The organism is Bradyrhizobium sp. USDA 3397 (assembly GCF_054060965.1).
Map to the genome: position 1 here is coordinate 5897616 of NZ_JBSSDS010000001.1, position 26172 is coordinate 5923787.

Sequence of the window (26172 nt, forward strand, 5' to 3'; positions counted from 1 at the left end):
GTCTGGAAAGGCGGCGTTTGGTTCAACGTCTCCCCGTCCACCCTCCGGTGTCGTCCCGGACAAGCGTAAGCGCAGATCCGGGACCCATAACCATAAGGCGTAGTTGTATCGCTCGCCGGCAACTCCGCGTCTTCGCCAAACAGAATTTCGTGGCTATGGGTCCCGGATCTGCGCGCGCTTTGGGCGCGCTTGTCCGGGACGACAGCGGAGGTTAACCCCCCGCACTCAATTCTGCGCGATCGAGCTCCTCCTCGAGCCGATGAAACGCATCGTCGCCGATCACCTCGGTGGCGCGCAGGTCGAAGATCGCCTTGCGCGCGGCCTCGATAGCGCGGCGGCGCAGGGGATCGGCGGGCAGTTCGCTGTTGCTGATGCCACCGTTGGGATCGGTCTCGGCCTGCATCAGGATGGCGCGATATTCGAGCCGCAGGATCTCCGCCTCCTCCGACGGATCGCTCTCGATCGCATTGAGCGCGGCACGATAGGCCACGGCGCGGCCGCGGGCGACCTCGATGCCGACCGGATCGTCGTCCTTGAGGTTGAAAGCGAGGATCAGCGGCCGCAGCGTCAGGCCCTGGATCACCAGCGATCCCAGCACCACCGCAAACGCGATGAAGACGATGAAGTCACGATAGGGAAAGTTTTCCGGCAGGGCGAAGGCGGTGGCGAGCGTGACGAGGCCGCGCATGCCGCACCAGGAGATGATGAGCCCGCCCTTGGGCGAGGCCACCTGCTGCGGATCCTTGGGGTGATAGAGCCCCTGCGCGATCAGCACCCGCAGGCTCGTGCGATAGAACGTCACCCAGAACAGGCGTACCAGGATCACCGTAAGCAGGATCCAGGCGGCGGCCACGCAGTATTCCCAGCGCACGTCCGCATCCAGCCGCGTCCAGATCGGCCGCATCTGCATGCCGATCAGCATGAAGGCGAGCACGTTGAGCACGAACACGGTCGTCTCCCATACCGCATAGGACGGCACCCGCAGCCGCGCCGGGATGCGCGCCGGCGCGGTGCGCGCGACCGTGATGGCGTAGACCACGATGGTGAGGATGCCGGAGAGACCGAGATGCTCGGCGGCGATCCAGACCATGAAGGTGGTGGCGAACTGCACGATGATGGCGCTCGGCGCCTCCGTCACCCGCTCCATGAACAGCGGAATGATGCGGCCTGCGGCCAGACCCGCGATGACGCTGCCGACCAGCGCCAACGCCATGGTCGGGGCGACCTGGCTCCAGGTCAGATGCTCGGTGGCGACCGCGCCGACGGCGATGCGATAGATCAGCAGCGCACTGGCATCGTTGAGCAGGCTTTCGCCCTCCAGCACCTTGACCATGCGGTGGGGCAGCTTGACCTGGCTCAGGATAGCAACCGCAGCGGCCGCATCCGGCGGCGCCACGATGGCGCCGAGCGCGACCGCGGCGGCCCAGGGCATGTCGGGCATCAGCCGGTGCGCGACATAGGCCACGGCGGCCGTGGTCAGGCCGACCGCGGCCACCACCAGGGTCGAGACCGGAACCCAGTTCTTGCGAAGGTCGCGCAGCGACGTGTCGAAGGCGGCATCGAGCAGGACCGGCGCGACAAAAAGGGCAAGGGCGAGGTCCGGCTCCAGCGTCCAGGACGGGCTCGACGGCACGAAGGCGATCAGCGCGCCGCCGATGGCGAGAAAGGTCGGGTAGGGCACCTTGATCCGCCGCGCCAGCGCCGATAAGCCGACCGCGCCGAGCAGCAACACAATGATCCATTCGAATGTCGACACGATGATCCCCGAAGCCGATTTCAGCGGCGCCACAAGCTAGCACCAATCCGGCCGTATGATGGATAGTGCGGCTTCAAGGCCAGAGCTTAACATCGACGACAAGGCTCGACTGCAACGCATGCGTTTTCTCATTCAACTGATCGGCGCCGGACTGCTCTATGCGCGCTCGTTCGCCCCGGCCGATGCCGTGACCGGCGGCGAGCCGGTGGCTGTGACGCAGGTCGATGTCGCGCCCTGCCTCGCCGCGGCCGCAGCCGATGACATGGACAAGGCCGCCACGGCCTGCGCCGAAGTGATCGACAACGAGAAGACGACGAAGGGCGATCTGATCAAGGCCCTGATCGCGCGCGGTGCGCTCTATGCGCGGCACGATCAGGTCGACCATGCCATCGCCGACGACAGCCGTGCTCTTCTGCTCGATCCCGGCCTTGCCGACGTCTTCAATGCGCGCGGCGAACTCTGGCTGAAGAAGGGTGACAAGCCGAAGGCGGTGCAGGATTTCGGCGCAGCGCTCAGGATCGATCCGAACCACGAGAAGGCCAAAGCCAATCACAAGGCGATGGCGCGCGAGATCGAGCGGATCGGCGCGCAGATGGCGGTCGCCGGCAAGCCCAGCTTCAATTGCGGGCGAGCGCGTCGGGCGGTGGAACGGGCGATCTGCGGCAATCGCGAACTCGCCGATCTCGATCGCGAGGTCTTTGCCTCCAATGCCCGTGCGATCCGGGAGGCGCGCAATGCGGCCGAGGCCAAAGCGCTCCAGCGCGAGCAGGACGAGTTCATCGCGCGCCGCAATGCCGATTTCGGCCGGCCGGGATACGATCTGAAGAAGGCGATGCAGCAGCGCTTGCAGCGGCTGAACGGTGTGGATGGATATTGAGACTTTCGCCTCTCCCCGCAAGCGGCAGGGCAATCGCATTTGAATATTGCGGGGGTCGTCATGCCCGGGCTTGTCCCGGGCATCCACGTTCTTTGCGCCGTGTGGAAAGGCGTGGATGGCCGGGACAAGCCCGGCCATGACGCTGTGGAGACAGCCGGTGCCCATAGCCACATCTCATATGCGATAGTCCTGCCCAAGCAGGGCGAGGGAGAGCCGGCAGCGCTCCGTCCCTCCCAGGCCCGGTTTGAACCCATCGCTTGCCAGCTGCGACAACGGTGAGAACCCGACGTCACGGAGCCCTATGTCATGTGCGGCACTCACGCCTCCGCGCAAGCGCTTTCGCCTGCCAAAATCTCGCTTCGCGCCCTCTTTCTCGGCGCGGCCATGAGTTTCGTTCTCGCGGCTCCCGCCGCGGCGAGCACCGAGTGCGTGCTGGGAAGCAAGGCCACCCCGGCCGAGTTGATCTCCGCGTGCAGCGCCATCATCGACCAGACCGCCAATTCGGCCGCCGAACGCAGCGCGGCCCTCGTCGTCCGCGCCGAAGCCAATGCGCAGACCCTTGGAGGCCAGTCGCAGGCGCTGCGGGATCTCGACCGCGCCATCGCGCTCGACGGCAAGAACGCGAAGGCCTGGCGCGTGCGTGGCGACCTCCTGCGCGAGGCCGGCGGCGACCTCAATCGCGCCGCGGCGGATCTGACCAAGGCGATCGAGCTCGACCCGCAGGATGCCGAAGCTTACGAGCTGCGCGGCGTCGTCTACACCAATCAGCGCCGCCTCGACCGCGCGCTCGCCGATTACGACCAGGCGATCAAGCTGAAGCCAGACGATGCGCAAGCCTGGTCCGACCGCGGTGTGGCCTATTATCTCGGCGGCGACAACGAGAAGGCGATCAGAAATTTCGACGAGGCGCTGCGGCTCGATCCCAACCGCGCGCGTACCTACACCAATCGCGGCGCGGCCTACAAGAAGCTCGGCCAGCTCGACAAGGCGGTCGCCGACGACGGCGAGGCGATCAGGCTCGACCCGAAGGTGCCGGAATATTACGACAACCGCGGCCTGACCTATGCTGCGATGGGCGAGTACGACAAGGCGATTGCCGATTACGACCAGGCGATCCGGCGGGAGCAGCGCGCCAACTTCCTGACCAACCGCGGCGATTCCTACCAGTTCAAGGGCGAGCTCGGGGCGGCGCTGAGCGACTACGAGGCTGCGCTCAAGCTCGATCCGAATTTCGCGAAGACCTACAATAACCGCGCGGTGCTCCACAAGAAGATGGGCGAGCGCAAGAAGGCGCTGGCCGATTATGAGACGGCGCTGAAGCTGGATCCTGGCAACGAGAATGCAGCGAACGGCCGCCGCAGCATGATTGCCGAGATCGCCAGGTTCGGCGCGGCGTCGCCGGGCCCAATGCATGCGCGCTCGGCCGACGATAGCGGTCCTTCGTTCAATTGCGCCACCGCCAAGCGCGAGGTCGAGAAAGTGATCTGCGCCGATCCGCAGCTCGGCGTGCTCGACCGTCAGATCGCCGAGACCTATGAACGTGTGCTGAGGGCTTCCAAAGGACGTTCCGCTAGCGACCTGCGCAAGACCCAGCGCGAGTTCCTCACGACGCGCAATGCGAGCTTCCGCCGCCCCGGATACGATCTGAAGAAGATCATGCAGGACCGCTTGCAGCGGTTGAACGCGATGGAGAGCTGAAAGGCGAAGGAGCTGAAGCCTTGCGGCTGGCTCCGTAACCTCTCCCGCCTGCGGGAGAGGTCGACGCGCTCGGAGAGCGCGGCGGGTGAGGGCTCTCTCCTCTGGGGGACCTCATGAATCTTGCACGATCCCAACGCGGAGACACCCCCACCCCAACCCTCCCCCGCAAGCGGGAGAGGGAGCCGACTGCCGATGCCGCGCAAGCTTCACACCTCTCCGCCAAAAAACCCATCCTTTTCAGCTTGAACCGCGGCCCGTTCCCGGGAAAATGGCTCCAAACAAGGCCGGCAATTGATCCTGGTCATGGCGGGGCGCCTGTCCTGCCACGAGGTTCAAGCCAGGTGAATAAAGGGAACGGGAGCGCGGGAATGAATATCCAGGGCAAAAGCCGTTATCACGAGGTCCACGCGCGTTCGCTGGCGGATCCGGAAGGGTTCTGGGCCGAGGCGGCCAAAGAGATCGACTGGATCGAGCCTGCAACGAAGATCTTCGATCCCTCGCAAGGAACCTACGGCCGCTGGTTTGCCGGCGGCGTCGTCAACACCTGCTACAACGCCCTTGACCGCCACGTCGACGCGCGGCCGCGCCGACCAAGTCGCGCTGATCCATGATTCGCCGCTGACGGGCTCGGTCACCAAGCTCACCTATGCCGAACTGCTGAACGAGGTCCAGGCGCTCGCCGCAATCATGCAGGATTTCGGTGTCGCCAAAGGCGATCGTGTCATCCTCTATATGCCGATGGTGCCGGAGGCGGTGGTCGCGATGCTCGCCTGCGCGCGGCTCGGTGCGGTGCACTCGGTGGTGTTCGGCGGCTTTGCCGCGAAAGAGCTTGCCACCCGCATCGACGATGCGCAGCCCAAGCTGATCCTGTCCGCCAGCTGCGGCATCGAGCCCGGCCGCATCGTGCAGTACAAGCCGCTGCTCGACGAGGCGATCAAGCTTGCCAGCAGCAAGCCGAAAGCCTGCATCGTGCTGCAGCGTCCGCAGCTCACCTGCGAGATGACGCCGAGCCGCGATTACGACTGGGCCAGCCTGCGGCGCAAGGCGCTGAACGACGGCAAGCGCGCGGCTTGCGTGCCTGTCGCCGCGACAGACCCGCTCTACATCCTCTATACCTCGGGCACAACAGGCGTGCCGAAGGGCGTCGTGCGCGACAATGGCGGGCATCTCGTCGCGGTGAAATGGTCGATGTTCAACCTCTACGGCGTCAAGCCGGGCGAGGTCTGGTGGTGCGGCTCCGACATCGGCTGGGTGGTCGGCCACAGCTACATCGTCTACGGCCCGCTGCTGCACGGCGCGACCACGATCATGTACGAGGGCAAGCCGGTCGGCACGCCCGACGCCGGCGCGTTCTGGCGCGTGATCTCCGAGCACAAGGCGGTGGCCTTCTTCACCGCGCCGACGGCCTTCCGCGCCATCCGCAAGGACGACCCGGAAGGGAAATTCATCCGGCAGTACGACCTCTCGAAATTCCGCACGCTGTTTCTCGCCGGCGAGCGTGCCGATCCGCCGACCGTGGAATGGGCGGAGCAGCAGCTGAAGGTCCCGGTGATCGACCATTGGTGGCAGACCGAGACCGGCTGGTGCATCGCCGGCAATCCGGTCGGCCTCGGCATGTTGCCGGTGAAGCACGGCTCGCCGACGGTGCCGATGCCGGGCTATCAGGTCGATGTCGTCGACGAGGCGGCAAAGCCGGTCGGCCCCAACACCATGGGCTCGATCGTCATCAAGCTGCCGATGCCGCCGGGCTGCCTGCCCACGCTGTGGAACCAGGACGCGCGCTTCAAGGAGGCGTACCTGAGCGAATTCCCCGGCTATTACAAAACCTCCGACGCCGGCTACAAGGACGAGGACGGCTATGTCTTCGTGATGGGCCGCACCGACGACATCATCAACGTCGCCGGCCATCGCCTCTCCACCGGCGGCATGGAGGAGATCCTGGCCTCGCATCCCGATGTCGCCGAATGCGCCGTGCTCGGCGTCAAGGACGCGATCAAGGGCGAGGTGCCCTGCGGCTTCCTGGTGCTGAAGGCAGGCGTGAAGCGCCCGCCGGCCGAGATCGAGAAGGAGATCATCGCGCTGGTGCGCGACAAGCTCGGCCCGGTCGCCGCGTTCAAGCTCGCCATCACCGTCGGCCGCCTGCCCAAGACGCGCTCCGGAAAGATCCTGCGCGGCACCATCAAGAAGATCGCCGACGGCGAATCCTGGACAATGCCGGCGACGATCGAGGATCCCAAGGCACTCGAGGAGATCGGAGAGGCGCTGAAGGGACGGATGTGAGGCGAAGCGTCATCCCGGGGCGGGAAGGGCGTTGCTTCACCGCTCTCCACTGTCATCGCTGCCTGTGCGGGGAACGACAGCGAGCGTGGAACGGCGTCCAGGGACTTACAATCTCCGCATTCCGCGCTAAACAGGGCCGGCCGATAGGGAACCTCGTATGCCACTTGCCGCCGCGCCACGCCTGCTGACCGCCTTAGCTTTCGCCGTCGCTCTCTCCGCCTGCTCGGCACGCTACCAGAATCCGGTGGCGGCGGGCGGCGATGATGACGACGCCGTCTGCCAGAGCCGGGGATATGCGCAGGGCTCGCCGGATTACGTGGCCTGCCGCAAGGACCGCGACGTCCAGCGCAACGCGGCCACCGCGCGCGCCGACCGCCGCCAGCGCGATCTCGGCGAGTACATGCTGAACAACCCCGTGCGGCCGTAAAGATAGCGCTCCCCGCCTTCTACGTCATTGCGCGCTGCGCTTGCAGTGACGGGATGGCTGAAGTTCTCTCGCGACAATCGAGCAAAAAACGCGGCAGTTTTTCCTGCCGCGTCTTGCCTGATGCATAATCGCGAACGAAGTGCGGAGCCTTACTCCTCCTCGTCCTCGTGCTTCTTGCCGCCGAGCGTCTTCAGCTTGGCGAACACGGCGTCGACGTTGAGGTCGTCACTGGACTTCTCCGCGGGCTCGTACTCGTCCTTGCGGGTGGTCTCGGAGGCCGGCAGCAGGGTGGCGCCGCCATAGGCTGCGTCGATCGGCTTCTCCTTCGCCGCGCGCTGCACCTCGAAATCGAGCTCGATCTGCGAGCACAGACCGAGCGTGACCGGGTCGATCGGGGTCAGCGCCGAGGTGTTCCAGTGGGTACGGTCGCGCACGCTCGCGATCGTGCTCTTGGTGGTGCCGACCAGGCGCATGATCTGGGCGTCCTTGAGCTCCGCATGGTTGCGCAGCAGCCAGAGGATGGCGCTCGGGCGCTCATGGCGGCGCGAGACCGGGGTGTAACGCGGGCCCTTGCGCTTGGGCTGGGGCGGCAGCACCACCTTGCTCTCCTGGAGGCGGAGCCGGTAGTCCGGGTTCTTCTCGCCCTTCTCGATTTCCTCGCGGGTCAGCTGGCCATTGGAGAGGGGATCCATGCCCTTGATGCCCTGGGCCGCGTCGCCGTCGGCGATGGCGCGCACCTCGAGGGGATGCATCTTGGTGAAATCGGCGACCTGGTCGAAGGTCAGCGCGGTGTTGTCGAGCAGCCAAACGGCGGTCGCCTTGGGCATCAGAGGTGCGTTGCTCATGGCAAATCTCCTTTGTGCTTCGCCCACCCCTCTGGAGGCGAAACCGGTGGTCATCAGCGATGACAGGGAATTCGCGCTATATAAGCCCGGAGGGGGTAGCCATGCAATGGTTCTGCTATAGATAGTGCCTTGACACCGCCCGAAAGGGGGCCCAATTCCCTTTGAACCACTGTATGGTTCAAGCCGACAGTTTTAAGCCAAATTCCCATCCATCGACCGCCCCGGCAGAACGCGATCGGGTGATTCGGTCCCGAGATCGCTCAATGTCAGCCAAACCAGACCTCAAGATCGTGCTTTGTTCTCCCCGCGGCTTCTGTGCCGGGGTGGTCCGGGCGATCGACACCGTCGAACGGGCGCTCGATAAGTACGGCGCCCCCGTCTATGTTCGCCATGAGATTGTGCACAACAAGTACGTCGTCGATGGGTTGAAGAAGAAGGGCGCCATCTTCGTCGAGGAGCTCGCAGAAATCCCGGATAATACCACCGCCCCGGTGGTGTTCTCGGCCCACGGCGTGCCGAAGTCGGTTCCGGCCGACGCCCAGTCCCGCAACCTGTTCTCGCTGGATGCGACTTGCCCGCTGGTGACGAAGGTGCATCGCGAGGCCGCGATCCACTTCAAGCGCGGCCGCGAGATCTTCCTGATCGGCCATTCCCACCATCCCGAGGTGGTCGGCACGCTCGGCCAGCTGCCGCCGGGTGCCGTGACCCTGATCGAGACCGCCGAGGACGCCAAGACCATCACGCCGAAGGACCCCAACAACCTCGCCTTCGTGACCCAGACCACGCTGTCGATCGACGACACCGCGGAGATCGTCGCGCTGCTCAAGGAACGCTTCCCCAACATCAACGGGCCGCACAAGGAAGACATCTGCTACGCCACCACCAACCGCCAGCTCGCCGTGAAGAAGGTGGCGCCGGTGGTGGACGCGCTCATCGTGGTCGGTGCTCCCAACTCGTCGAACTCGCAGCGCCTGCGCGAGGTTGCCGAGCGCGAGGGCTGCAAGATCGCGGTGCTGGCGCAGCGCGCCACCGACATCGACTGGGGCAGGTTCGGCAACATCAAGAGCCTCGGCATCACCGCGGGCGCGTCCGCGCCCGAGGTGATCGTCGAGGAAATCATGGACGCCTTCGCCGAGCGCTACACGCTGCACGTGGAGACGGTCTCGGCCGCGGAAGAGAACGAGTTCTTCCCGTTGCCGCGTCAGGTGCGCCCCGAAGCCGCCGCCGAGTAGACCTTTATGGCGGTCTACACCGACGTCGCCGCCGACGAGCTTGCGGATTTCCTGGAGCAATACGATCTCGGCGAATTGCTCTCCTACAAGGGCATCGCCGAGGGCGTCGAAAATTCCAACTTCCTGCTGCACACGAGCAAAGGCTCGTTCATCCTCACGCTGTACGAAAAGCGCGTGGCGAAGAACGATCTGCCGTTCTTCCTCGGACTGATGACGCACCTCGCCGAGCACGGCCTCAATTGTCCGCTGCCCGTGAGGGGACGCGACGGCGAGGCCTTGCGCGAGCTCGCAGGCCGGCCCGCCGCGATCATCACCTTTCTCGAAGGCATCTGGCCGCGCAAGCCGAACGCGACCCATTGCGCCGGCGTCGGCGAGGGGCTGGCCCGGATGCATCTGGCCGGCGCCAATTTCGCGGTTCGGCGCGCCAATGCACTCTCGGTCGCCGGCTGGCGGCCGCTGTTCGATGCGGCTTCGAATCGTGCGGACGAGGTGCAGCCGGGGCTGCGCGCCTTCCTCGCCGCCGAGCTCGACTATCTTTCCAGCGGGGTCTGGCCGAGCAACCTGCCCGAAGGCGTGATCCACGCCGACCTTTTCAACGACAACGTCTTTTTCCTCGGCGACAAGCTCTCGGGGATCATCGACTTCACCTTCGCCTGCAACGACATGCTGGCCTATGACGTCGCGATCTGCCTCAACGCCTGGTGCTTCGAGCCGGATCATTCCTTCAACGTCACCAAGGCGCGTGCCTTCCTCAACGCCTATGGCCGGGTGCGCAAGCTGAGCGAAGCCGAAGAAGCCGCGCTGCCGCTGCTGGCCCGCGGGGCTGCGATCCGCTTCCTGCTGACGCGGCTGGTCGACTGGCTCAACGTGCCCGCAGGCGCGCTGGTCAAGCCGAAGGATCCCTTGGAGTATTTCCGTAAGCTGCGCTTCCACCAAAGCGTGACGAGCGTGCGTGACTACGGGCTTATGCCGTCGGGACTGGTGGCGTGAGCGAGCTTCCCAAGGTGACGATCTACACCGACGGCGCCTGCTCGGGAAATCCCGGGCCGGGCGGCTGGGGCGCGATCCTGAAGTTCGGCGACAAGGAGAAGGAGCTGAACGGCGGCCAGCCGCACACCACCAACAACCAGATGGAATTGATGGCGGCGATCTCGGCGCTCGAAGCGCTGAAGCGGCCGTGCACGGTCGATCTCTACACCGACAGCCAGTATGTCCGGCAGGGCATCACCGGCTGGATCTTCGGCTGGAAGCGCAACGGCTGGCGCACCGCCGACAAGAAGCCGGTGAAGAATGTCGAGCTATGGCAGCGCCTCGACGCATCGCTGAAGCAGCACGAGGTCCGCTGGCACTGGGTCAAGGGCCACGCCGGCCACCCCGAGAACGAGCGCGCCGACCAGCTGGCGCGCGATGGGATCGTCATGGCGCGGTTGCAGCAGCGGGTGAGGGAGTAGGGGGCGGCGTCGTCGCTCCGCCCCGAACTGTCATCACCCGCGAAGGCGGGTGATCCAGTATTCCAGAGGCGGTTGTGATTGAGCCGAGAGGCCGCGGCGTACTGGATGCCCCGGTCAAGCCGGGGCATGACAGCGTCTGTTGTCGCGAAGCGCTTACAGCTGCCCAAGCAGCGTATCGCCGCCGGAGACCTCGACCTTGCCGGGCATCGCCTCGAGGTTCAGCTTCTTGACCACGCCGTCCTCGATCAGCATCGAATAGCGCTTGGAGCGGATGCCGAGGCCGTTGGCGGAGGCGTCCAGCTCCATGCCGATCGCCTTGGTGAAGTCGGCATTGCCGTCGGCGAGGAAGACGGCCTCGTCGCGCTGGTCCGTGTCGCGCTTCCAGGCGTTCATGACGAAGGCGTCGTTGACGGAGACGATGGCGATGGTGTCGACACCCTTGTCCTTCATGGCATAGGCGTTGAGGAAGATGCTCGGCAGATGCATCTTGTGGCAGGTGCCGGTATAGGCGCCGGGCACCGCGAACAGCGCCACCTTCTTGCCCTTGAAGATGTCGTCGGTGGTCTTCACCTGCGGGCCTTCCGCCGTCATCACGCGGAATTTCGCCTCGGGCAGCTTGTCGCCAATCTGGATCGCCATCGTCAGTCTCCCTGAAAATCGGTCCCGCTTTTTAGACCGGGCGGCGGGCCTGCACAATATTGCCGGTGGCGGAAGCGGCGAGGATGGCGGCCGTTCACCGTGATGTCATCAGCCGGCAAAACCGCCGCCGTCGAGGAAGGCCTGCTCCTCCTCGGTGGTGTCGCGGCCGAGGAGACGGTTGCGGTGGGGAAAGCGGCCGAACCGCGCGATGATGTCGGCGTGGTCGCGCGCGTATTTCAGGCTTTCGGCATTGTCGGTGTTTTGAAACAGCGCGACGCAGTGCAACTGGTCGGCCAGGTGCTCGGAATGCATGAAGGGCAAATAGAGGAATTCGAGCAGGAGGGGATCGACCCTGCGATCGACGCCGCGCGCGATGGCGCGGCGGGCGACGTCGCGCGCCTGTGCGTCGCTGGCAAAGGCCTGCGGTGTGCCGCGAAACATGTTGCGGGGAAACTGGTCGAGCACGATGACGAGTGCGAGCGCGCCGTCGTCGCTCGCCTCCCATGACGCCAGCTCGCCAGCGGCCGCCCTCTGCCACAGCGAGAGAAAGCGGCGTCGTATCTCCGCATCGAAAGCATCGCTGCGCTCGTACCAGCGTTCGCGCCCGGCCTCTCGCCAGAAGGCGAGAACGCCTGATGGCGTGATGTTGCGGGCGTCAGCCATGAACGGAGGCGCGCCTTAAGCCGCCTCCGCCTTCTTCTCGTCGCGCAGCTGCCGACGCAGGATCTTGCCGACATTGGTCTTCGGCAGATCGTTGCGGAATTCGACGTGCTTGGGCACCTTGTAGCCGGTGAGCTGGTCGTGACAGAACTTGATCACGGCATCCGCCGTGAGGTTCGGGTCCTTCTTCACCACGAAGGCCTTCACCGCTTCGCCCGACTTGGAATCGGGGATGCCGATCACGGCGCATTCGAGCACGCCCGGATGGCTCGCGATGACTTCCTCGACCTCGTTCGGATAGACATTGAAGCCGGAGACCAGGATCATGTCCTTCTTGCGGTCGACGATCTTGATATAGCCCCTCTCGTCCATCACGCCGATGTCGCCGGTGCGGAAATAGCCGTCCGCGGTCATCACCTTGGCGGTCTCCTCCGGCCTGTTCCAGTAGCCCGACATCACCTGCGGGCCCTTGGCGCAGATCTCGCCCGCCTGTCCGAGCGGCACCTCGTTGCCCTCGTCGTCCCGGATCGAGATGTAAGTCGACGGCACGGGGATGCCGATCGAGCCGGCGAACTCGGTCGCCGTCGGCGGATTGCAGGTCAGGACAGGCGAGGTCTCCGACAGGCCGTAGCCCTCGGCGATGCTGCAGCCCGTGATGTTCTTCCATTGCTCGGCAACGGGGCGCTGCACCGCCATGCCGCCGCCGTTCGAGATCTTCAGCTTGGAGAAGTCGAGCTTCTTGAAGTCGGGATGGTTCATCAAGGCGTTGTAGAGCGTATTCACCGCCGGGAAGGTGTTGACCTGGTATTTCGCCAGCTCCTTGATGAAGCCGGGAATGTCGCGCGGGTTCGGGATCAGCAGGTTGCAGCCGCCGGCGCGCACTGCGAGCAGATAACAGGCCGTCAGCGCGAAGATGTGATAGAGCGGCAGCGCGCAGACGATCATCAGCTGCTCGACATGTGGCGGCGCGGCGAGCGCCGGCTGCAGCCACGCATCGTTCTGCAAGACGTTGGCGACGATGTTGCGGTGGAGCAGGGTGGCGCCCTTGGAGACGCCGGTGGTGCCGCCGGTATATTGCAGGAAGGCGACGTCGCCCGGCGACAGCTTCGGCTTGTTGAACGTCATGCCGCGGCCGGCGGATAGTGCGTCGTTGAAAGAGACCGAGCCTGGCAGCGACCAGGCCGGTACCATCTTCTTGACCCGGCGGACGACGAGGTTGACGATCACGCCCTTGAAGCCGAGCAGGTCGCCCATGCTGGCGACGATGACGTGCTTCACCTGCGTCCTCGCGATCACCTGCTCGACCGTATGAGCGAAGTTCTCCAGCACGATGATGGCTTCGGCGCCCGAATCCTTCAGCTGGTGCTCGAGCTCGCGCGGCGTATAGAGCGGGTTGACGTTGACCACCGCGAAACCGGCGCGCAGCACGGCGGCTGTCGCGACCGGGTATTGCAGCACGTTCGGCATCATGATGGCGATACGCGCGCCGCGCTGCAGCCCGCGGCCCTGCAAGTAAGCGGCAAGCGCGACCGACATCTGGTCGAGGTCGCGATAGCTGATCGACTTGTCCATGCAGATGAATGCCTTGCGGTCGGCGAACTTGGTGAAGCTCTCCTCCAGCAGGTCGACCAGCGATGCGTATTGCGTCGGCTCGATATCGGCAGGCACGCCGGGCGGATATTGCTTGAGCCAGATGCGCTCCATGGAAGACTCCCCTCATTGACCAGGGCCCGTTGTTCTCGGGCTTGCCTCGTTGTCGCCAGTATCCAGCTTGCCGGAACGGGTGGCAAGCCGTCGTGGCTTAGGGCAAAGGTCGCAGCGTCGCTACTGGAATCGTCGCAAAACGGTGCTGCCGCAGGTGCTAAGCGGGGCTGCGGTTTAGTGCCGAGCGGCGTTAACTGTTGTTGGCCGGCTTGGCCGCGGCGGGAGGCTTCGTCGCGGCGGGGGTCGTCGCTGCCTTGGGCTTGGCGGGCTTCGCCGCCTGATCGCCGCCGGCCGAAGGCTTCTCGGCGGGCTTCGCCACCGCATCCGGCTTGGTCGCGGCATGCTTGGCGCCAGCCGGCTTGGTTGCGGCCGGTTGGGGCGTGGCCGGCTTGGCCGCCTTGCCGTCAGTCGGCTTGGCATCCGGCTTGGCCGCCGCGGTCTTGGTGTCCTTGGGCTTATCGGCCGGCTTGTCGGCGGCGTCTGGCTTCTTGGCGACGCGCGGCTTCTTGGCGCGCGGCTTGGACGCGGCCTGCTGGTCGGCATCGGCTGCCACAGCAGCAATCAGGGCGGTGCCGGTGCGGGTCGGGCCGGTATAGACCAGCACGGGCTCGGTCGGCGCCGCAGCCGAGGCCATCAGCTCGGAAGCTTTCATCAGCGGCGGCTGCAGGCCTGCCGTGAAGAAGGTGAACTGGGCCGCGCCGCCGGTGGCGGAGCCCGATCCGGTCGCGCCGCCACTGGCCGCAATCAGCGCATCGTCGTCGTCGCTGGCCGGCCGCTTGCGGTTGGGTCCGCACATCTCGTCGCGCAGGTTCGGCGGCGTGGCATCGACCGGCACGAGATTGTCGACCGTGCCGAGCGAGGGGCGCAGCCAGGTGAGGTTGTCCGGAGCGAAGCCACGCTCCAGCAGCTGCGCCGCCTTCACCGCGCGTGCCGTGCCGGAGTTTGCACCGAGCACCACCGCGATCAGCCGGCGGCCGTTGCGCGTGGCCGAGGCGACGAGGTTGTAGCCGGAGGCGCAGATGAAGCCGGTCTTGAACCCGTCGGCGCCGGGATAGCGGCCGATCAGCTTGTTGAAATTGCCGGTGACGCGCTTGCCGAAGCGGATCGCCGGAATATGCATGTAGTACTCGTATTCCGGCAGGTCGCGCAGGAAAGACCGCGCCAAGATGCCGAGGTCGCGCGCAGAGGTGATCTGGCCCTCGGCGGGCAGGCCGTTTGGATTTACATAGCTCGTCTGCGCCATGCCGAGCTTCCTCGCGGTGTCGTTCATCACCGCGGAGAAGCCGTCGACCGAGCCGCTGACGCCTTCGGCGAGCACCACGGCCATGTCGTTCGCCGACTTGACCATCATCATCTTCAGCGCGTTGTCGACGGTCACTTGGGTTCCCGGGCGGAACCCCATCTTCGATGGCGATTGCGAGGCCGCGGTCGGCGACACCGTGAGCAGCGTGTCGAGCGTCAGCCTGCCGTCCTTGACCGCCTTCAGCGTCACATAGGCGGTCATGATCTTGGTGACGGAGGCCGGATACCAGGGAAGGGTCGCGTTTTCGGCCTGCAACACCTTGCCGCTGTCGGCCTCGATCAGCAGCAGCGCTTCGGCACTCGCCGTGCGCGGCGCGAGCATCGCGGCACAGGCGAGCATCGCAGCGAACAGGTTGAACAGGGATTTGCGAAGCAGCGGGCGAAGGGCGTGCACTATCCGATTCCGGTCCTTGGAGATCCGCCTGATACGGCCGGTTCTCGTGATCTGATTGTCGGTTCTGAAATCCAGCGCCGCCGCTTGCGGCGTCGCAAACCTATACCGGCTGGTGCGTCGAGAATAGGGGGATCGGCGCGGTATTCCGCAACGAAGTAGGCCGAATTTCGACGGTCCTCTCGGGACTTGCTAGGGGGATTTGACAGCTGTCGAGGCAGCCTCGGCGGCCGTCACGCTGGCCCGTGCGTTCTCCTGCACCATGAACTGGGCCTTGGCCATCTCGGCAAAATGGCCGCCTTTGGCCACGAGTTCATCGAAAGTTCCGGTTTCGATCACCCGTCCATTCTCGAACACCAGGATCCGCGTGGCGTTGCGAATGGTGGAGAGGCGATGGGCGATCACGAAGGTGGTGCGGCCCCTCATCACTTCGTCGAGAGCGGCGTTCACCTTGACCTCGGTGACCGCGTCGAGCGCGGAGGTCGCCTCGTCCAGGATCAGGATCGGCGGGTCCTTCAGCAGGGCGCGGGCGATCGAGAGCCGCTGCCGTTCGCCGCCGGAGAGCATGCGGCCGCGCTCGCCGGCATTGGTCTCGAAACCGCCGCTGCGCTCGATGAACTCCAGCGCCTGCGCGCGTTCCGCCGCCTTACGCATCTCGGCCTCGGTCGCATCCGGCTTGCCGACGCGCAAGTTCTCCGCGATCGAGCGGTTGAACAGCAGCGCTTCCTGGAACACGACACCGATGTTCCGCCGCAGCGAGGTCAACGTGACGCCGCGCACGTCCATGCCGTCGATCTTGATGACGCCGGATTGCGGATCGAAGGCCCGGTGCAGGAGCGCAATCGCGGTGGACTTGCCGGCCCCGGTCGGGCCGACCAGCGCAATGGTCTGGCCCGGCAGCGCGGTGAAGGTGAGGTCCTCGATCGCCGGCCGCTTGCCGTCATAGGAGAACGTGACGTCGTTGAACTCGACGAGGCCCGACAGCCTGCCGGCATCGATTGCGTCCGGCCGGTCGTGCACCGCGGGCACGGCGTCGAGCACATTGAAGAACTCGCGCAGCCGCGGAGCTTCCATGAACACGTTGTTGATGAAGCTGACCACCTGCTCGAGCTTCTGGATCAGCAGCGTCGCGAAGCTCACGAACATCACGATCTCGCCGACCGAGGTCAGGCCCTGGTCGTGCAACGCGATGCCGAGGGTGAAGATCGCGAGCACCGTGATGGTGGTGGAGGCGCGCGTGATCACCGTGACCAGCGCCCACCACGACAACACCGGCATCTGCGCGGCCAGCAGCTCGTCGGCGACCGAGCGCAGCCCTTTGACCTCGGATTCGACGCGCACGAAGCTCTGCACCAGCGCGACGTTGCCGAGCGCATCAGACGCGCGCGCGGAGAGCTCGCTGTAGTGCTCCTCGACCGCCATCTGCATGCCGAAGGTCCTGCGCACCACGAAGGTGGTCAGCGCCGTGAACACGATGCAGAGCACGAACAAGAGGATCGCCAGCCGCCAGTTCAGGTAGAGCGACAACGGCAGCAGCACGACGACCGACAGGATCGCGGCAAAATGCTCGCGGAAGAAGCCGACCCACAGCCGCCACAGCGCGTCGGTGCCATTGAGCATGACCTTCATCAACCGGCCGGAATGGGTGCCGGAGTGGAAGGTCAACGGTAGCTGCAGGATGTGCTCGAAATAGTCGGTCAGCACCGCCTGGCGCTGGCGATGCGAGAGGCGGTCGGCCTGCAAAGCCACGATCGCGCTGCAGACGATGGTGAACAGCCCGAACGCGACCCAGGCGACCAGGAACGGCCAGGCCGAGCTCGAGCCGGCCACGGTCTTGCCCGAGAGCACGTCGACGATCCGGCCGAACAGCACGGGCTCGGCGAACTGCGATCCCGCCAGCAGGAGGTTGGCGACCGCGAGCAGCCAGCCCAGCCGCGCCTCCTTGCCGAGCAGCTCGAGAACGCGGGTGTAGAGACGGAGGAGGGACATGGAGGCGAGGGACTCGGCGAAGACGGAGTCCACATTCTAAGCCGGGACCGCCGCGAGATACAGCGCAAGCTTTCAGTTTTGCTCAGTTGATCAGCCGCTCTGCCGGCGGCGGCAGGTACTGGTCGTCGAAAACGTCGCGAGCCGTCGGCCGTTTGCGGAATTTGAAGTCCCGCGCGATCTGATCGATCGAACGTTCCAGGCGCGCCGGCTCGACGCCGCCGAGGCCGTTGCGCTTGACCTCCTCGGTCAGGATGTTGTCGGCAAGGACCGCGTGCAGGCGCTTCAGCTCCAAATTGCGGTCGCCGTCGTCGATGCGGCTCGCGGCCTCCTCCGCCGCACGCGCCGGCTCCCTCGCCGTCGCGATGATGCCCGCGATCAAGGCGCGAACGAAGCCTTTCACGGCATCCGGCTTCGCTGCGGCGAAGGCGGTGTTGGCCACCACGGCAAAGCCGTAGGCCTCACAGCCGTAGTCCGCATAGCGCAGCACGACGAGATCGGCTTCGGGTACGCCGCGATCGCGCAGGTTCACCGCCGAGAGATAGCTGAACCCGGCGACGGCATCGACCTGTCCTGCGGACAGGATCGGCTCGCGCACCGCGGCACTGATCTTGTGGAATTTGACGTGCGATGCCTTGATGCCGTTCTGCTGCGCCAGCGCCGGCCATAGCCGCATCGACAGATCGCCGTCGGCAACGCCGACGGTCTTGCCGTCGAGGTCGGGCAGGAGACGGATACCGCGGCTTTTGCGCGCGACGATCGCATAAGGCGCGCGGTCGAACAGCACGAACACGGCCTTGACCGGCGCCGCGTCGTCCTTGTCACGAAAGCGTATCAGCTCGTTGATGTCGACGAGCGCGAGCTCGCTGTCGCCTTTGGCGAGCCGTGCGAGCGCCTCCGGCGATCCGCTCGCGCTGTTGAAGGACACGTTGAGATGCTCGGCGCCGAACCTGCCGTCCTTCGCCGCAAGGAAGAATGGCGCCATGCTCGCATCGATGGGACGGTCGAAGGTGAAATGGATGGCAGTCGAGGGAGTGTCGCTCCCGGCCGCAATGGCTTCGCGCACCGTCGATAGGGCGAACGCGATTGCAAGGGCCAGCAGCCACTGAAGGGCGATCGTCTTGAATCCGGACATCGGTCGCGCCGGCCCCGCATTGTTATGGTTTCGTGACGCTTGGCAAGCGCCGGCCGCGACGAACGTGCGCGCGCCAACATGAACGGCGGATGAGCGGGCTTGCGGCATCGTTACGCAACCCCGTTCAGCCTGTGTTGGGGTGGGGGAACCTACTTAGGTGGTGAGTGTTTGACAGACATCAGCCTGTCGTCAGGCACAATCCGAGGTCCCAAGGAGGGTCCAGATCATGTTTGACAGCCTTTCGAAGTTCGTCGGCCGCAAGGCCGTTCTGGCCACGGCCGCCGTGGTGGCCCTGACTGCCGTTGCACCCAGCGCCTCTTACGCGGGCGGTCGTCATTGGCATCGCGGTGGCGGCGGCGCAGCTGCTGCAGCGATGTTCGGCCTGGCCGCGACCGGCCTCGCCATCGCAGCCAGCCGCAATGCCTACGCCTATGATCCGGGTCCGGTTTACTATTACGAGGGCGGCCCGGCCTATTACAGCGGCCCCGGCTATGGTCCCTATTATTACGACTCGGGCAACCGCTACACCTATGGCGGCTACAAGAACCCCTGCGCCCACGGCTATTCCGGCTACAGCTGCTATTAACCGGTCGGGCATACGTCATCGGCGAACAGGCCGTCGCGCTTGCCGCGGCGGCTTGTTTTTTGCTTATATTGCCGCGTGTTAACACGCCGGCCATTTGTTTCGAGTAGTTTTGGGTACCATGAGTGATTCGCTTGAGCGGCTATATCTGGCTGTGCTCGCGGCCAGAGACCTTGATCCGGCAACATCGCGCACGGCCCGGCTGTTTCAGCGTGGGCCCTCACAGATGGCGAAGAAACTGGCCGAAGAAGCCATCGAGGTCGTCATCGATGCGGTCAATGGCGATAGCGAGGCCGTGATCCGGGAAAGCGCCGACCTGCTCTACAATCTCACCGTGCTGTGGGCTTCGGCCGGAGTACGCCCCGAGGACGTCTGGCGGGAAATGACGCGGCGGGAGGACATGCTCGGAATTGCCGAGAAACTGCCGAAGTCGCCGGCGAAATTGCCCAAAGTCGCATCACCGCGCATGGCCTCGCGGCGGCCTATTGTCGCGCTTGACGGCCGCGCCGCGCGCAAGCGCCACTAGAAGCGTCACAAATCGCTCAAAAACTGGCGATGGACAAATCCGTCCCATGGTGCTTCATCGCGGCGCCATGCTGAAACGAATGTACGACTGGTGCATCGACGCCGCCCACAAGCCCTATGCGCTCTGGATCATGGGCATCGTGTCCTTCGCCGAAAGCTCCTTCTTTCCGGTCCCGCCGGATGTGATGCTGATTCCGATGTCCCTGGCGCGGCCGCAGCGCGCCTGGTTCTATGCCGCGATCTGCACCGTGACCTCGGTGCTCGGCGGCGTCGTTGGCTACGCCATCGGCGCGCTGCTGTTCGACTCGGTCGGCCAGTGGCTGATCCAGGTCTACGGCCTCGCCGACAAGGTCGACGCCTTCCGCGCCTCCTATGCGGAATGGGGTGCGGTCATCATCCTGCTCAAAGGACTGACGCCGATCCCCTACAAGCTCGTCACCATCACCTCGGGCTTTGCCGGCTACAACATCCTCCTGTTCGTCCTGTGCTCGATCGTCGCGCGCGGCGGACGCTTCTTCGTCGTCGCGATCCTGCTCAACCGCTACGGCGACTGGATCCGGGTCAGGATCGAGCGGCATCTCGGATTGTGGGTCGCGCTCGGCGCGATCGTGCTGGTGCTCGGCTTCGTTATCGCCATCAAGCTGATCTAGAGCCGCGGCGCTTTGCCGCCGCGCCGGCTTCGGCTACGGTTGTCGTCATGATGGTTCGATCCGGCAATCCGGCGGCACGGCATGGGACGCTGATGTCGACAGCGCTGCTGCTGCTGCTGCTCGCTGCCGGAGGGACGGCCCGGCCGCAATCCGCCCCGCCGGCGCTCGGCCTTCAGCAGCAGGGGGCGCAGGCCGGCCCGTCGCCATCGACGCCCGCTCCCTCGGCGCCGCCGGCGCGCGAGGAGAATCCCGGGCTGATCAACGAAATGGGCAAGCTGTTCGACAAGCTGCCTTCGATCCTGCCGCCGATTAAAAGCCCCAGTGAAACCATGGACGACCTGTCGCGGCTGGCCAAGCCCTCGACCATGGTGTCGGGGCGCGTGATCTGCCCGGTCTCTGCGAACGGCGCGCCCGACTGCAAGCAGGCGGCCGACCAGCTCTGCCAGGGCAAGGGCTACAAGGAAGGCAAGAGCCTGAACGCCGACTCCGCGGAAAAATGCTCGGCCAAGGTCCTGATCCCGGGCCGGCAACGTAAACCGGACGACTGCCGCACCGACACTTTCGTGACCAGCGCGCTGTGCCAGAACTGAAGGCCGGCGCGCGAGAACCAAGGAGCGCCCATGAGCCGCACGGAGCAGGACTTCCTCGGACAGCGTGAGATCGCCGACGACATCTATTACGGCGTCCAGACCATCCGGGGTAAGGAGAACTTCCACATCACCGGCATTCCGATGAACCAGGAGCCTTACTTCGTGAAGGCGCTTGGTTATGTCAAGAAGGCCGCCGCGATGGCCAATCGCGACCTCGGCGCGATCGATGCCAAGGTCGCGGACGCCATCATCCTCGGCTGCGACCGCGTCATCGCGGGCGACATGATGGATCAGTTCGTCACCGATTTCATCCAGGGCGGTGCCGGCACGTCGACCAACATGAACGCCAACGAGGTGATCGCGAACCTCGCGCTGGAATCGCTCGGCTTTGCCAAGGGCGACTACCAGCACGTCAGTCCGAACGATCACGTCAATTACGGCCAGTCGACCAACGACACCTATCCGACCGCCTTTCGGCTGGCCCTGATCCTGCGGCTCGAGAGCTACATGACCGCGTTGCGCCAGCTCCAGGAAGCCTTCTTCGCCAAGGGTCGCGAGTTCGACCGGGTCCTGAAGATGGGCCGCACGCATCTGCAGGACGCGGTGCCGATGTCGCTCGGCGCCGAATTCCGGGGCTGGGGCACCACGATCGGCGAGGAGGTCGACCGCATCTCGGAAGCGCGCGCGCTGCTGCGCGAGATCAATCTCGGCGCCACCGCGATCGGCACCTCCGTCACGGCGGCGATCGGTTATCCCAAGCTCGCCGTCAGGCACCTCAGCGCGCTCACCGGCGTCGATTTCATTCTCGCCGGCGATCTCGTCGAGGCGACCTCCGACACCGGCGCCTATGTGCAGCTCTCCGGCGTGCTGAAGCGCACGGCCAGCAAGCTGACGAAAATCTGCAACGACATCCGCCTGCTTGCCTCCGGTCCACGCGCGGGCTTGAACGAGATCAACCTGCCGCAGCTTCAGCCGGGCTCCTCGATCATGCCCGGCAAGGTCAATCCGGTCATTCCCGAAGTCGTCAACCAGACCAGCTTCCTCGTCATCGGCCTCGATACCACGGTGACGCTGGCGGCAAGCGCCGGCCAGCTCCAGCTCAACGTGATGGAGCCGGTGATCTCGTTCGCGCTGTTCTTCTCGATCCGCACCATGGAGCGTGCGGTCAACAGCCTGCGCGAGAATTGCGTCGTCGGCATCACCGCCAACGAGGAGCACACCCGCAACATGGTGCTGAACTCGCTCGGCATCGTCACGGTGTTGAAGCCGCTGCTCGGCTACAAGCAATGCGCCGAGATCGCGCGCGAAGGCTACAAGAGTGGCAAGTCGCTGCACCAGATCGTCGTGGCCGAACGCAAGCTGCTGACGCAGGAGAAGTGGGACGAGATGTTCTCGTTCGAGCGGCTGATCAACCCGGATCTGATCGGGTAGGCGGTCGCTGTCATTCCAGGGCGCGCGAAGCGCGAGCCCGGGATCCATTGCGCCGCGCGTGCTGACGCCCGACGGATTCTCTGATGCGCAATCGCGCATCATAGCTCGACGCTCCGCCTCGCCCCGGAATGACGGGTGAGGAATTCCGCTGCTTGGAATTGCGGCAATGGCCTCCGCTGCGGCGCCAAAACGCAATACTTGACAGTGGAAAGATTGCCTTGTTGGTATGGCTCCCAACTTCAACTTGACCGGCTGAGAGGATCGTACCGCAATGTCCATGCCTGCCTTGTTCAAGGGGCGCCTGTCGATCCCCGTGATCGGCTCGCCGCTCTTCATCATCTCGGTGCCCGATCTCGTGATCGCGCAGTGCAAGGCGGGTGTGGTCGGCTCGTTTCCGGCGCTGAATGCGCGGCCGCCGGAGCTGCTGGACGAATGGCTGGCGCGGATCACCGAAGAGCTCGCGGCCTATGACCGCGCCCATCCCGACAGGCCGTCGGCGCCGTTCGCGGTCAACCAGATCGTGCACAAGTCGAACAACCGGCTCGATCACGACATGCAGCTCTGCGCCAAGTACAAGGTGCCGATGATCATCTCCTCGCTCGGCGCCCGCGAGGAGCTGAACCAGGCCGTGCACGGCTGGGGCGGCATCGTCTTCCACGACGTGATCAACCAGAAGTTCGCGCACAAGGCGATCGAGAAGGGCGCCGACGGCCTGATCCTGGTCGCGGCCGGCGCCGGCGGCCATGCCGGCACCATCTCGCCGCTGGCCTTCGTGGCCGAGACGCGAAAATGGTTCGACGGTCCGATCGCGCTGTCGGGTGCGATCGGCAATGGCAAGGCGATCCGCGCCGCGCGTATCCTGGGGGCCGACTTCGCCTATATCGGTTCGGCCTTCATCGCGACCAAGGAGGCCAATGCGGTCGAGAAGTACAAGGAGATGATCGCGGGCTCGAGCGCCGACGACATCGTCTATTCCAATCTCTTCACCGGCGTGCACGGCAACTATCTGAAGCCCTCGATCCTGGCCGCAGGCATGGACCCCGAAAATCTGCCGACGTCCGATCCCTCCAAGATGAACTTCGGCACCGACGCCTCCGGCGAGCGCGCCAAGCCGAAGGCCTGGAAGGAGATCTGGGGAAGCGGCCAGGGCATCGGCAGCATCGACAAGGTCGTGCCGGCGGCCGAGCTGATCGCGCGCTTCAAGAAGGAATACGACGAAGCGATCGATCCGCCGTTGTGATCGCACCCAGATCGAGTGCTGCATGCCCCCCATCTACCGCGTCGACGGCAACGACGTCGTCACCAGCCCCGATGCAGCCGGCCCCTGGGACCGGCGCATGCAGCACGGCTCGGCACCGGCATCGCTGGTGACATGGGCGGCTGAGCGCATCCCTGCGGCGGTGCCGATGGATATCGCGCGCGTGACCATCGATCTGATGCGCCCGGTACCGGTGGCGCCGCTCACGATCGCGACCGAAATCTTGCGCGAGGGCCGCAAGATCCAGCTCTGCGGGATCAAGCTGCTCGCCGACGGCGTGCAGGTGGTCGGCGCCACCGTGCTCAAGATCAGGCGCCAGGCGCTGACGCTGCCCGACGAGGTCGAGGAACTTCCGGTCACGTTGCCTTCGCCGGAGGATTCGTTGGTCGAGGACGGTCACGCCGCCACCAGTCCGTTCGTGCGATCGGTCTCGATGCGCGCCGCGCGCGGCCGCTTCGGCCAGGCCGGCGCCGGCGCGATCTGGTTTCGCGTCGACCATCCGCTGATCGAAGGCGAGGCCGTCTCGCAGGCGATGCGCGCCGTGGTCGCCGCCGACTTCTCCAACGGCACCGCCTCGACGCTCGATTTCCGCGCCTGGACCTACATCAACGCCGACCTCACCGTGAGCTTTGCGCGCCAGCCGGTCGGCGAGTGGATTTTGCTCGACGGCGATTCCTGGATCGGCCCCGACGGCGCGGGCCTTGCGATGTCACGCCTCGCCGACCGCCAGGGCTATTTCGGCCGCGCGGTGCAGAGCCTCGTGATCGAGAAGCGGTGAGAGGCGCTATGTGCGATCAGCCGGGCGATGACACCGATAGTGTGAGAGCTATCTTGCGCATCGCGGGATTGAACGGCAGGCTTCCGCCGCCGCGGAAGGGATGCAAGGTCGTGTTCGACCAGGGCATCCTGCCAGTTCACACACCGTAGAAGATCTTGATCCCCCACAGCACCACGATGATGGCCGTGATCAACGTGATCGCGGCGACTGCACTTTCCAGGGAAGCGACTCTCATTTCACTCTCCGCTTCCCAGCCCCGTCAGCGGTCTAGTTGATTCCCTGATTCGCCGGCAATTGCGCGGGCGTCGCCGTCGCAGACTCCGTTGCGGGCTGTGGTGCCGAAGCAACAACGACACCGTAGAATTCCGGAGTATTTACCCCACCATCCGGTCCCGCCCGCTCCAAAAGCCCGCGCGTAGCACCTTCTTGTCGACCTTGCCGACGCCGGTCATCGGCAATTGCTTGACGAACTGGATCTGCTTGGGCGCATGCGCCGAGCCCTTTCGCGTCTTCACCAGGTTGATCAGCTCGTCCGGATTGGGCTTCGTCCCTTCGCGCGGGACGACGATGGCGGTGACGGCTTCGCCCCATTTCTCGTCGGGAATGCCGACGACCGCGACCATCGCCACGTCCGCGTGCTGCGACAGCACGTCCTCGACCTCGCGGGGGAAGATATTGAAGCCGCCGGTGACGATCATGTCCTTCTTGCGATCGAGGATGAACATGTAGCCGCGCTCGTCCTGACGTGCGATGTCGCCGGTGTGGACCCAGCCGTTCTTCAGCGTCTCGGCGGTGATGTCGGGCCGCTTCCAGTACTCCGCCATCACATGCGGCGCGCGCACGCAGATCTCGCCGGCCTCGCCCGTCTTCACCTCCTGGTCGTTGTCGTCGAGGATCTTGACCTCGCAGGCCGCGATCGGGAAGCCGCAGGACAGGAACAGCTCCGGCCGCTTGGGATCGTGATCGGCCTTGCGCAGCACCGAGACGGGATAGCACTCGGTCTGTCCGTAGAGCTGCGAGAACACAGGGCCGATGCGTTCGATGCCCTCCAGCAGTCGGCTCGGCGACATCGCGGAGGCGCCATAGAGCACGAGCTCGAGCGAGGAGAGGTCGGTCTTGCCGAGCGCGGGCTGATCGAGCAGCACATAGATCATGGTCGGAACGAACAGCGTGAAGTTGATGCGCTCGCGTGCGATCGTTGACAGCACGGCTTCGGGATCGAAGCCTTTCAGCATGTGCACGGTGCCGCCGCGCATCAGGGTCGGCAGCACCTTCGTGCCCGCGACATGGCTGATCGGCGCGACCGTGAGGTAGCGCGCAGCCTCGGGGATCTCGAAGTCGGCGAGGATCGCGCCCGCTGCGCCGGCATTTTCGCGGTGATAGCGCAACGCGCCCTTGGATTTTCCGGTGGTGCCGCCGGTGTAGTTCAGTGTGGCGAGATCGTCGGAGCCGGCGAGGCACTGTGCGCTGGCGTGCCCCGCACTCTCGACCGCCGCCAGCAGATCGACGCCGTAGCTGGCCGGTCCCATGGTGAAGACCGCCTTGAGCCGGCCGGCCTTCGCGGCGAGCTCGCCGCCGCGGTCGCGGAAGGCGGCCGCATCCACCACCAGCATCTCGGCTTCGGAATCCTCGAGCTGGAACAGCTGGTCCTCCAGCGAGCCCAGAGGGTGGAGCCAGGTGATGCAGAGGCGGGCCAACTGGGCGGCGACGCCGGCGCACCAGCTGTCGGCGCGGTTCGCGGTGAGGAAGGCGACGCGGGCGCCGGGCTGCAAGCCGAGCCGCATGAACACGCCCTGGATCCGTCCGATCAGGTCGATGGCCCCGCGATAGCCCAGCGATCCCTCGGGCCAGGCGAAAGCAATGCGGTCGGGATAGCGCGACAGCGCCCGTAGCGTCTGCGCACAAGCCGGGGATGATGCGTGGAGCGGATCAGGCATATGTTTCCTCGTTGCTTTGTCACCGGCTTGTGGCGTG

Annotated in this window: 22 protein-coding genes and 1 pseudogene; 14 read left to right on the top strand and 9 right to left on the bottom strand. The window is 65.3% G+C overall.

Going from position 1 to position 26172, the window contains the following annotated elements; all coding sequences use genetic code 11:
- Positions 1–211: 211 nt before the first annotated feature.
- Complete coding sequence (locus tag ACVWYQ_RS27275; RefSeq protein WP_456726562.1) at positions 212–1789, bottom strand: cation:proton antiporter; 1578 nt, start codon at positions 1787–1789, stop codon at positions 212–214.
- Positions 1790–1874: 85 nt separating this feature from the next.
- Here ACVWYQ_RS27275 and ACVWYQ_RS27280 point away from each other — a divergent pair, with 85 nt between their 5' ends.
- The 4 genes and pseudogenes from ACVWYQ_RS27280 (at position 1875) to ACVWYQ_RS27295 (ending at position 7038) form a co-directional block, all read left to right on the top strand.
- Positions 1875–2633 (top strand): tetratricopeptide repeat protein, encoded by a 759-nt coding sequence (locus ACVWYQ_RS27280; RefSeq protein WP_404545715.1) that lies wholly within the window; start codon positions 1875–1877, stop codon positions 2631–2633.
- A gap of 306 nt (positions 2634–2939) precedes the next feature.
- The gene (locus tag ACVWYQ_RS27285) at positions 2940–4331 is read left to right on the top strand and encodes a tetratricopeptide repeat protein (protein ID WP_271545850.1); all 1392 of its coding nucleotides are present in this window, start codon (positions 2940–2942) and stop codon (positions 4329–4331) included.
- Positions 4332–4699: 368 nt separating this feature from the next.
- A pseudogene (locus tag ACVWYQ_RS27290) lies at positions 4700–6611 on the top strand (propionyl-CoA synthetase).
- Between the two features lie 157 nt (positions 6612–6768).
- The gene (locus ACVWYQ_RS27295; RefSeq protein WP_404545717.1) at positions 6769–7038 is read left to right on the top strand and encodes a hypothetical protein; all 270 of its coding nucleotides are present in this window, start codon (positions 6769–6771) and stop codon (positions 7036–7038) included.
- 149 nt (positions 7039–7187) lie between these two features.
- Here the strand turns inward: ACVWYQ_RS27295 and ACVWYQ_RS27300 are convergent, their stop codons facing one another.
- Positions 7188–7883, bottom strand: a complete 696-nt coding sequence (locus ACVWYQ_RS27300) for a DUF1013 domain-containing protein (protein WP_035997500.1) — start codon at positions 7881–7883, stop codon at positions 7188–7190.
- A gap of 263 nt (positions 7884–8146) precedes the next feature.
- On the opposite strand from ACVWYQ_RS27300, the gene ispH reads away from it, so the two are divergent.
- Genes ispH through rnhA form a run of 3 tightly spaced genes read left to right on the top strand, consistent with a single transcriptional unit; the run spans position 8147 to position 10566 of the window.
- Positions 8147–9115 carry a 4-hydroxy-3-methylbut-2-enyl diphosphate reductase gene (gene ispH, locus ACVWYQ_RS27305; RefSeq protein ID WP_404545719.1) on the top strand — a complete coding sequence of 323 codons (969 nt, stop codon included), beginning with the start codon at positions 8147–8149 and terminating at the stop codon, positions 9113–9115.
- Between the two features lie 6 nt (positions 9116–9121).
- Positions 9122–10105 carry a homoserine kinase gene (locus ACVWYQ_RS27310; protein WP_404545721.1) on the top strand — a complete coding sequence of 328 codons (984 nt, stop codon included), beginning with the start codon at positions 9122–9124 and terminating at the stop codon, positions 10103–10105.
- The gene (gene rnhA, locus ACVWYQ_RS27315; RefSeq protein ID WP_271545843.1) at positions 10102–10566 is read left to right on the top strand and encodes a ribonuclease HI; all 465 of its coding nucleotides are present in this window, start codon (positions 10102–10104) and stop codon (positions 10564–10566) included. The genes ACVWYQ_RS27310 and rnhA overlap by 4 nt, the downstream gene beginning before the upstream one ends.
- A gap of 153 nt (positions 10567–10719) precedes the next feature.
- Here the strand turns inward: rnhA and ACVWYQ_RS27320 are convergent, their stop codons facing one another.
- The 6 genes from ACVWYQ_RS27320 to ACVWYQ_RS27345 form a co-directional block, all read right to left on the bottom strand.
- Positions 10720–11205: a peroxiredoxin gene (locus tag ACVWYQ_RS27320; protein WP_028180275.1), complete on the bottom strand. Its 486-nt coding sequence runs from the start codon at positions 11203–11205 to the stop codon at positions 10720–10722.
- A gap of 108 nt (positions 11206–11313) precedes the next feature.
- On the bottom strand, positions 11314–11868 hold the full coding sequence (locus ACVWYQ_RS27325) for a DUF924 family protein (RefSeq protein WP_404545722.1): 555 nt from the start codon (positions 11866–11868) through the stop codon (positions 11314–11316).
- A 15-nt stretch (positions 11869–11883) separates the two neighbouring features.
- Positions 11884–13569, bottom strand: coding sequence for a long-chain fatty acid--CoA ligase (locus ACVWYQ_RS27330; RefSeq protein WP_157283050.1), 1686 nt, complete (start codon positions 13567–13569; stop codon positions 11884–11886).
- Between the two features lie 190 nt (positions 13570–13759).
- On the bottom strand, positions 13760–15265 hold the full coding sequence (locus ACVWYQ_RS27335) for a D-alanyl-D-alanine carboxypeptidase family protein (RefSeq protein WP_225111594.1): 1506 nt from the start codon (positions 15263–15265) through the stop codon (positions 13760–13762).
- Between the two features lie 189 nt (positions 15266–15454).
- Positions 15455–17251: a glucan ABC transporter ATP-binding protein/ permease gene (locus ACVWYQ_RS27340; protein ID WP_404545724.1), complete on the bottom strand. Its 1797-nt coding sequence runs from the start codon at positions 17249–17251 to the stop codon at positions 15455–15457.
- Positions 17252–17333: 82 nt separating this feature from the next.
- A complete protein-coding gene (locus tag ACVWYQ_RS27345) occupies positions 17334–18383 on the bottom strand; it encodes an ABC transporter substrate-binding protein (RefSeq protein WP_404545726.1) in 1050 nt (349 codons plus the stop codon).
- Between the two features lie 226 nt (positions 18384–18609).
- Between ACVWYQ_RS27345 and ACVWYQ_RS27350 the strand changes: the two genes are divergently transcribed.
- The 7 genes from ACVWYQ_RS27350 to ACVWYQ_RS27380 all read left to right on the top strand — a co-directional run bounded on the left by ACVWYQ_RS27350 (position 18610) and on the right by ACVWYQ_RS27380 (position 24198).
- Complete coding sequence (locus tag ACVWYQ_RS27350; protein WP_157283042.1) at positions 18610–18969, top strand: hypothetical protein; 360 nt, start codon at positions 18610–18612, stop codon at positions 18967–18969.
- A gap of 118 nt (positions 18970–19087) precedes the next feature.
- Positions 19088–19492: a phosphoribosyl-ATP diphosphatase gene (gene hisE / locus ACVWYQ_RS27355; protein ID WP_157283040.1), complete on the top strand. Its 405-nt coding sequence runs from the start codon at positions 19088–19090 to the stop codon at positions 19490–19492.
- Between the two features lie 46 nt (positions 19493–19538).
- Positions 19539–20141 (top strand): YqaA family protein, encoded by a 603-nt coding sequence (locus tag ACVWYQ_RS27360; RefSeq protein WP_081492862.1) that lies wholly within the window; start codon positions 19539–19541, stop codon positions 20139–20141.
- A 47-nt stretch (positions 20142–20188) separates the two neighbouring features.
- A complete protein-coding gene (locus ACVWYQ_RS27365; RefSeq protein WP_036021240.1) occupies positions 20189–20731 on the top strand; it encodes a hypothetical protein in 543 nt (180 codons plus the stop codon).
- A gap of 30 nt (positions 20732–20761) precedes the next feature.
- Positions 20762–22162 (top strand): aspartate ammonia-lyase, encoded by a 1401-nt coding sequence (locus ACVWYQ_RS27370; protein ID WP_271545832.1) that lies wholly within the window; start codon positions 20762–20764, stop codon positions 22160–22162.
- A 271-nt stretch (positions 22163–22433) separates the two neighbouring features.
- Positions 22434–23402, top strand: a complete 969-nt coding sequence (locus tag ACVWYQ_RS27375; protein ID WP_036021244.1) for an NAD(P)H-dependent flavin oxidoreductase — start codon at positions 22434–22436, stop codon at positions 23400–23402.
- A 22-nt stretch (positions 23403–23424) separates the two neighbouring features.
- Positions 23425–24198, top strand: a complete 774-nt coding sequence (locus ACVWYQ_RS27380) for a thioesterase family protein (protein ID WP_271545830.1) — start codon at positions 23425–23427, stop codon at positions 24196–24198.
- A gap of 374 nt (positions 24199–24572) precedes the next feature.
- On the opposite strand, the gene ACVWYQ_RS27385 is transcribed toward ACVWYQ_RS27380, so the two are convergent.
- Positions 24573–26135, bottom strand: coding sequence for an AMP-binding protein (locus ACVWYQ_RS27385; RefSeq protein WP_404545730.1), 1563 nt, complete (start codon positions 26133–26135; stop codon positions 24573–24575).
- Between the last annotated feature and the right edge of the window lie 37 nt (positions 26136–26172).